We start from the raw sequence: 6,697 nt of genomic DNA, 5'->3' as shown, positions 1-6,697 counted from the left end.
ACGGCGTAGTCTTCAAAAATAACGAAGGGGCAACGACGTTAGAAGCCAGTGTGCGTGATGTCGGGGCTGACAAAACAGACCAGTTTGTCATTAATTGGTTTAAAGATGGCGCAGTAGTGGCCACAGGCAAGGAAATGACGATTCTTGCAACGAGTGTCGCCGATAAGGCTGTGTATCGTTTCGACGCAGTCAATACCGATGGAAAAGTCGTAGGTAGTGCAGAAGTCACTGTCAGCAACATTTCCGATGGGAAGGATGGAGAAAAAGGGGATAAGGGAGACCGAGGCGACCAAGGTGTTCAGGGGTTGCAGGGTCCTCAAGGAACGCAAGGAGTCCGTGGTCCTACGGGTGCTGATGGGAAAACTCAATACACTCACATAGCATACGCAGACAATATCTCAGGTGGTGGATTCTCTCAATCGCCAACAGGTAAAACGTTTATCGGGATGTATGTTGATTTTACAGCGGAAGACTCAACAGACCCTAGTAAATATCTTTGGTCGAAATATGTTGGGGACCCGGGTGAAAAAGGAATTCCCGGTGCGGCTGGAACTGATGGCAAAACACCTTATTTCCATACAGCATGGGCAAACTCAGCAGATGGTAAGACAGATTTTAGTACCTCAGTTTCTGTAAATAAATTGTATATGGGAACATACACAGATTATACATCGGCAGATTCGACCGATCCTACGAAATATAGTTGGACAAAGGTTAAGGGAGATGATGCATACACACACATTGCATGGGCAAATTCAGCAGATGGGAAGGAGGGTTTCGCTACTAGCTACTCTCGGACAGATATTAGTACTCCAAATGATATTATTAGAAGAAATGCTGATGCAAATAATGTGGTAAGCATTGACCCTGTTGACCATAATATTGGATTGACTAGTAAAAATAGTGGTTATTTTGGTATTGTTGTTCGAGAGAACATATTTAAAAATGGTTATATATACGATGTGGAATTTGATTTTACAGTTACATCGGGGGTAGTAACAATGATAGCTGGACATTATCAGGACACATTTAAGGATACGGTGCTAATATATTTGGATGGAGTATTGCAATCAAATAAGATGTGGTTAAACGGAGTTGTAACTAATTTTAACCTTAACCAAACCTACCATATTCGATTAGTAATGTCTGTTAAAGATACTAAGCCGACTTCTGAAAATCCTGGTTTATTCATACAACCAAATAGAGGTATATATAATAGACCTTATACTGCAAATATTACCAATTATGAAATTCGGCAATCACACTTAAAATATCAAGGTGTTTATTCAGATAATAAGCAAGAAGCCTCTACTAATCCTGCTGATTATGTATGGGTACGTATCTTAGGAGAAGATGGCGCTGATGGTTCAAACGGTAAGGACGGCACAAATGGAAAAGACGGTGTAGGGATTGTTCCCGGGTCTACAATCGTTGACTACCAAGTCTCAAGTTCCGGCACAACGCCGCCAACTGGTACGTGGACGACTGCCATTCCTCAAATGAAGGCAGGGCAATATTTATGGACTAGAACAACGTTCACGTTTACCGACGGTACTAAGAAAAGCAATTACACTGTGGGTATGGCCGGTAAAGACGGTACTAGTGGAATCATCGTGTCTCAAACAGCCCCACAGTCACCGGAAGTCAATCAACTATGGCAAGACACGTCAACGGAACCTATCATGATAAAACGTTGGACAGGCAGCGAATGGGATACGTGGGGAATGTCCATTGATAATCTAATTGTCGAGAATGTGGCCATTGAAAATGGCGTGTTTAAGACTTTGTCTGGAGTGGAGATTAACGCATCTAGATTTGTTAACACCTTTACGAAGGTTCCATTACCTAACAATTCTGGTAGTACGGCAACTGGTACGACAACGCTAGTCAATGGCGAGTTGAATTCTACTGGTTTGGTTGACAATACTTTTCCTATTCAGACAATATACAATCCTGTTGGATTAGACCAAGTAGTTTTGAATGAGAATGGAACTGTACGTTCTAGACAACAATTAACTCAGGGACAATTATTTTTACAAGACAGCGAAGGAAATTCAGGTTGGTTAGACGCTAAACAATTAGCGGGTCCCGTTTTTAAACAACAAGTTGTTTCGCTGGAAGTTACTATAGCAGCGAACGCAATGTTATATCGTACGATTAATATAACGATTCCAACTGGGTATAGCTATCTTAGTTGTGATGTTGACTCATTGAATGGGTTTAATGATGTGATGTTTTTCGGGGCGGCATTTGAAGCTAGAAATAAACGAATTGGTTTTACAATAAAATCATTTTTCGGAAACACAGCAACTTTAAAATTTACTATCACGGTGACATTTATAAACCAAGCAAGATTATAGCTACAGCAAAACAGACGTGCTACGGCAGGTCTTTTTATTTTGAGGAAAGTTGGTGAGATATGAACGGCGAAGAACTACCTATCATGGGTAATAACGGAGAAATTTTCGATTTTTTAGAAAAGATAACTCACGATGCGGATGACAAAGTGATGTACGTCCTGATGTTAATTTGTATTGCAATGATTATTGATTTTGCGACAGGAACATTAGCAGCGAAAATTAATCCGGAAATTGAATTTACATCTAAAGTCGGTATTAACGGCATCATAAGAAAAGTGGCAAGTATTTCTTTACTATTTTTCTTTATTCCTTTAGCGCCTTTAGTACCGGGAGGCGCTGGAATAGGATTGATATATGTTTTATATCTCGGTTATCTTGTGATGGAAATCAAATCAATTCTTGAAAATCACAAGAAGATGGGGAATGAAATTACAGTATTTCTAGAATTTATAAAAAAGATATGGCCAAAATAGAAAGGAAAAATAAAATGAAAAAAATTAACTGGAAAGTACGCTTTAACAAACATAATTTAACGTTTGTCATTCGGTTTATCGGTGCCTTATTGGTACCGATTTTAGTTTATATGGGATTAGAAGTAACTGACCTTACATCTTGGTCAGCGCTAGGAGATGTGTTTGTGTCAGCAATCTCTAATCCTTATTTAGTTGGTCTGACCGTTTTAAATGCTATTAACTTAATTCCTGACCCAACAACTAAGGGAGTAGGGGATAGTGTTCAGGCGTTAACGTACGAAGCACCAAAAGAAAAAAACGTTCAGCCACAAGAAGAACGGAAAGGATTTGAATAATATGGACGACAAACAATTAGCGGTTCCTGAAGAAGAACTAACAGCTACAATGTCCAATGACAATGGTCCAAGACCGGGAGACGAGGTGCTAGACAATGGCAACAGCAAATGATGTAGTCAACTGGATGTTATCTAAGGTTGGCATTAAAGAAAACCCTATGGGGTCGAATAACGTTGAGTTTAATACCAAGTATTATGGTAGAGATGTATCTGGCTCTGCCTATGCTTGGTGTCAGGCTATGATTTGGTGTTGTTTCCAAGAGCTAGGTATTTCTAATCTGTATGGAACTAAGTCAGCTTACACCGTTTTTGTGGCATCTGCTTTTAATCAACAAGGCAGATTCTTCCGAAGCAATCCTCAACCCGGCGACATGGTGTTTTTTGACTGGGGCGGAAGTAAAAATATTTCAGCAATCGATCACGTCGGAATTGTGGTATCAGTTAATGCGGACGGTTCTGTAAATACTGTTGAGGGTAATGTCTCCAATCAAGTAATGAAGATGCGCCGCACAATGCAATTTATCGTTGGCTTTGGTCGCCCAGCCTACGGGGCTTCTGGTTCCTCTGGTGGCAATAGCGGTTCAACCCCTTCTACTGGTACTTACACAGTCATAGCCGGTGATAGCTTGTGGAAGATTTCTCAAAAATTCAACACAACAGTGGCTTCTTTGAAGCAGCTAAATAACCTTAGTTCTGACTTGATTTTTATCGGCCAAACATTGAAGACGTCGGGTAGCTCCTCAACGCCTAGCAGTCATCAAATTGCCGTAGATGGTTACTGGGGTTCTGCGACAACACGCCGGATTCAACAAGTTTTAGGAGTTACAGTCGATGGTATCAAAGGTCCTGAAACTTACAAAGCAATTCAGTGGAAAGTCGGCACTACTGCCGATGGCATTATTGGACCAAACACAATCCGAGCAATGCAAAAATATTTTGGTACTGTTCAAGATGGAATCATCAGTGAGCCATCCTTGATGGTCAAAGCTATGCAAACTAGATTAAATCAAAATACATTCTAAATTAATAACCGCTACTCTTAATTGAGTAGCGGCTTTTTTGTTTGACATTCGAGTTAGTTTAAAGCGATAGTTGATGTTTCTGGAAGAAAATTGTATAAAAGTTCATACACGGTAGAAAAGCTGCGGTTGTTAAAATCAAGCTCAAATTGTACGATAGTTGTAAAAAATAGATGAGGTGTAATCTTGTTTACTTTTTACATTCTAGCTTTAAGTAGCTCGAACTCAAGCATCAACTTAGTTTTACCAATGACAGAATATTTCTGAACAACAAATTGCTTTCGTGGATTGTAGTAACCAGCTACAGCAATAGTCATTCCTTCATCAACATCAGCCAAGAAATTCAGTGAGTGTTTAGCCATAATTGCGGACTGACCGTCAACAGAGAAACGGATTAGCGGACGATTCGACATCTGCAATACTTTTATCTTTGTAACTGTTCCTTTCAAAGTTTCCATTATCTTGTCCTCCTGTATAAAAAGGCTCATCGTGACATCCATTTGCCAATTCAACATAAAAAGCTAGTTTGTCATATCCCAACACATCCTCCATTGATTCATCCACTAATCCATGAATTCTATCTGTTAATTCTTCAAGACTACATAGACCAGCTTCATAACGCTCAATTATGTTCATTTGAATCCTCCGCAAAATCTGGAATGTCATCATAGAAGTCTTGATAATCAAAATCCTCAATAGTTTCAATCTCTGGGGGAAGGGAAGTAAGTTGAGTTACTGGCTCATTCTTAGATTCAAAAATATCTATGTCAAACCACTTCTTTTCCTGTTTAATCTCGATATGGCGAACATCTTCCCACATAATCGGTTTATCATCAATTACAAAATAGTCCTCGTAAGCTTCACCAGAAAACCAGCCAGTCACATTGTCTAACAATCTTCCAAACTCATCTTTTAAATGCAACTGTATTTCAACTTCTTTATGGTAGAGAAATGACTCTGACAAAACAGCATCAATTTCTTCTTGAGTCATTGATTGGAGTGCTACATTATCTTTTAAAGCCTGCAGCTTATTCTCATCAATCCCTTTAACCAGCTCATCCATTGCGTAAGCTGTACCCCATTTTAAGCCAAAGGGCCGGTCCCGATATTCGTTGTAATCAATAAAGAACTTTTTACTTCTTCGCTTTTCCACCAGGATCACCTTCAATCCCGCTCATTCCTCCGGCGTGTCCTCCGACCAAAGAGCTTCGGTCAATCGCACGGCCGCCATCCATAAGACTTGTAGCATGAACAATCGCTTTAAACCCATATTTTTTTCTGATTGTATCGACTACATAGTCCACTTTCATATCGTGAACCTGTTCGTCAGGCTCTTCAAAAAGATTGAGCTGAAGAGAATTAGTTGAAACTAAATTTGAAGCATTCACACCGATATTTCTCACTTCTTGAGATGTGTAGTGCTTATCAAATATTTTCAGAAGGTAGCTGGAAATTTCTCTTGTGCTGTTTGTCTGCGGTATTCTAAGCTGTTGATGAAATCCAGTTTTACCATCTGGAGAAATATAAGCGAGGGAATATCCAATCCAAAGACTAATTGTTTGGGCTTTCGCTCCCATCCTGCGGAGGCGGGTAGCGACTTGATCCGCCATTTCCTTTACAACAACCTCGATTTCACTTCGTTTGATATAGTCTTTATTAAGAACCTGAGAATTACCAACACTTTTGCTCTTTGGTTTATAGGATTGGCCTAGAAAAGTGCGGTCAATTCCCCAAGCGTGCGCAAATAATTGAGTCCCCAAGACACCCATAGCGGCCTTAAGTTGGTAATAATCGTAATGAGCTAAGTCATACATTGTCTGAATACCCCGGTCATTTAGTTTCTTACCGGTTTTGCGTCCGATTCCCCAAATATCGGTTATGTTGTCGATTGGCCAGAGCTTTTCTGGTATATCTTCATAACGCCATTCTGCTCTAAAGTCAGGAGCTTTCTTACTTTCATTATCTAAAGCGAGTTTAGCGAGAAGGGGATTATCACCGATGCCAACTGTTGTGAATATCCCTGTTCGGTTATAGACATCAGTTTGGATAATTCGGGCCATTTCATTGGCGTCTCTGGCACCCCAAAGCTTCATGCCCTCCGTAACATCTACGAACGATTCATCAACAGAGTAGACATGATGATTTTTCTCATCAGCATATTTCTTGTAGATGTTGTTAATTTCCATGTTTTTCTTCATATAATAAGCCATGCGAGGGGGAGCAATAATTAGGCTGTCTGGATAAGGGAAGGGCAGGTCCCTTGCGCGACTGACATTGCTAATGCCATACTTGCGCTTAGCAGCTGGCGAGCTTGCGAGAATCAATCCGCTCCCTCGCTCGTCAGGATTGTCAGAAGGATAACTCATAACAACTAATTCCGTTTTAAGAGGGTGGAGGCCTCTCTCGACACACTCAACGCTGGCGTAAAACGACTTGCAGTCGATGCAGAGTATATCTCTCCGAGGTTCTTTTGAATAATCAAAGACAGGGTTTGCGCCAAATGGATTCAT

At 40.4% G+C, this 6,697-nt stretch carries 7 protein-coding genes and 1 pseudogene; 4 read left to right on the top strand and 4 right to left on the bottom strand.

Annotated elements, in window-relative coordinates:
- From AC1Z3S_RS15240 to AC1Z3S_RS15225, 4 genes and pseudogenes are all read left to right on the top strand, one after another.
- A pseudogene (locus AC1Z3S_RS15240) lies at positions 1-2,360 on the top strand (hypothetical protein); the annotation flags it as partial.
- 83 nt (positions 2,361-2,443) lie between these two features.
- Positions 2,444-2,833, top strand: a complete 390-nt coding sequence (locus AC1Z3S_RS15235) for a phage holin family protein (RefSeq protein WP_461741071.1) — start codon at positions 2,444-2,446, stop codon at positions 2,831-2,833.
- 14 nt (positions 2,834-2,847) lie between these two features.
- On the top strand, positions 2,848-3,168 hold the full coding sequence (locus AC1Z3S_RS15230) for a phage holin (protein WP_461741065.1): 321 nt from the start codon (positions 2,848-2,850) through the stop codon (positions 3,166-3,168).
- A 95-nt stretch (positions 3,169-3,263) separates the two neighbouring features.
- The gene (locus AC1Z3S_RS15225; RefSeq protein WP_461741064.1) at positions 3,264-4,190 is read left to right on the top strand and encodes a LysM peptidoglycan-binding domain-containing protein; all 927 of its coding nucleotides are present in this window, start codon (positions 3,264-3,266) and stop codon (positions 4,188-4,190) included.
- Positions 4,191-4,384: 194 nt separating this feature from the next.
- On the opposite strand, the gene AC1Z3S_RS15220 is transcribed toward AC1Z3S_RS15225, so the two are convergent.
- From AC1Z3S_RS15220 to AC1Z3S_RS15205, 4 genes are read right to left on the bottom strand one after another with little or no spacing between them, the layout of a single operon-like run.
- A complete protein-coding gene (locus AC1Z3S_RS15220) occupies positions 4,385-4,645 on the bottom strand; it encodes a hypothetical protein (RefSeq protein ID WP_461741063.1) in 261 nt (86 codons plus the stop codon).
- Positions 4,566-4,823 (bottom strand): hypothetical protein, encoded by a 258-nt coding sequence (locus tag AC1Z3S_RS15215; protein ID WP_461741062.1) that lies wholly within the window; start codon positions 4,821-4,823, stop codon positions 4,566-4,568. The genes AC1Z3S_RS15220 and AC1Z3S_RS15215 overlap by 80 nt, the downstream gene beginning before the upstream one ends.
- Positions 4,810-5,346 (bottom strand): hypothetical protein, encoded by a 537-nt coding sequence (locus AC1Z3S_RS15210; protein ID WP_461741070.1) that lies wholly within the window; start codon positions 5,344-5,346, stop codon positions 4,810-4,812. Before AC1Z3S_RS15210 ends, AC1Z3S_RS15215 begins: the two co-directional genes overlap by 14 nt.
- A complete protein-coding gene (locus tag AC1Z3S_RS15205) occupies positions 5,321-6,697 on the bottom strand; it encodes a Y-family DNA polymerase (protein ID WP_461741061.1) in 1,377 nt (458 codons plus the stop codon). Before AC1Z3S_RS15205 ends, AC1Z3S_RS15210 begins: the two co-directional genes overlap by 26 nt.

It is taken from the genome of Enterococcus sp. LJL90, assembly GCF_056924355.1.
Note: the sequence above shows the minus strand (reverse complement) of the source record. Positions and strands in the feature narration are given on the sequence as shown.

Bases quoted from the DNA above. Each gene is read 5' to 3' on its own strand.
- AC1Z3S_RS15230 (WP_461741065.1), top strand. From the start codon at position 2,848: ATGAAAAAAATTAACTGGAAAGTACGCTTTAACAAACATAATTTAACG.
- AC1Z3S_RS15225 (WP_461741064.1), top strand. From the start codon at position 3,264: ATGGCAACAGCAAATGATGTAGTCAACTGGATGTTATCTAAGGTTGGC.
- AC1Z3S_RS15205 (WP_461741061.1), bottom strand. From the start codon at position 6,697: ATGAATCCATTTGGCGCAAACCCTGTCTTTGATTATTCAAAAGAACCT.
- AC1Z3S_RS15215 (WP_461741062.1), bottom strand. From the start codon at position 4,823: ATGAACATAATTGAGCGTTATGAAGCTGGTCTATGTAGTCTTGAAGAA.
- AC1Z3S_RS15220 (WP_461741063.1), bottom strand. From the start codon at position 4,645: ATGGAAACTTTGAAAGGAACAGTTACAAAGATAAAAGTATTGCAGATG.
- AC1Z3S_RS15235 (WP_461741071.1), top strand. From the start codon at position 2,444: ATGGGTAATAACGGAGAAATTTTCGATTTTTTAGAAAAGATAACTCAC.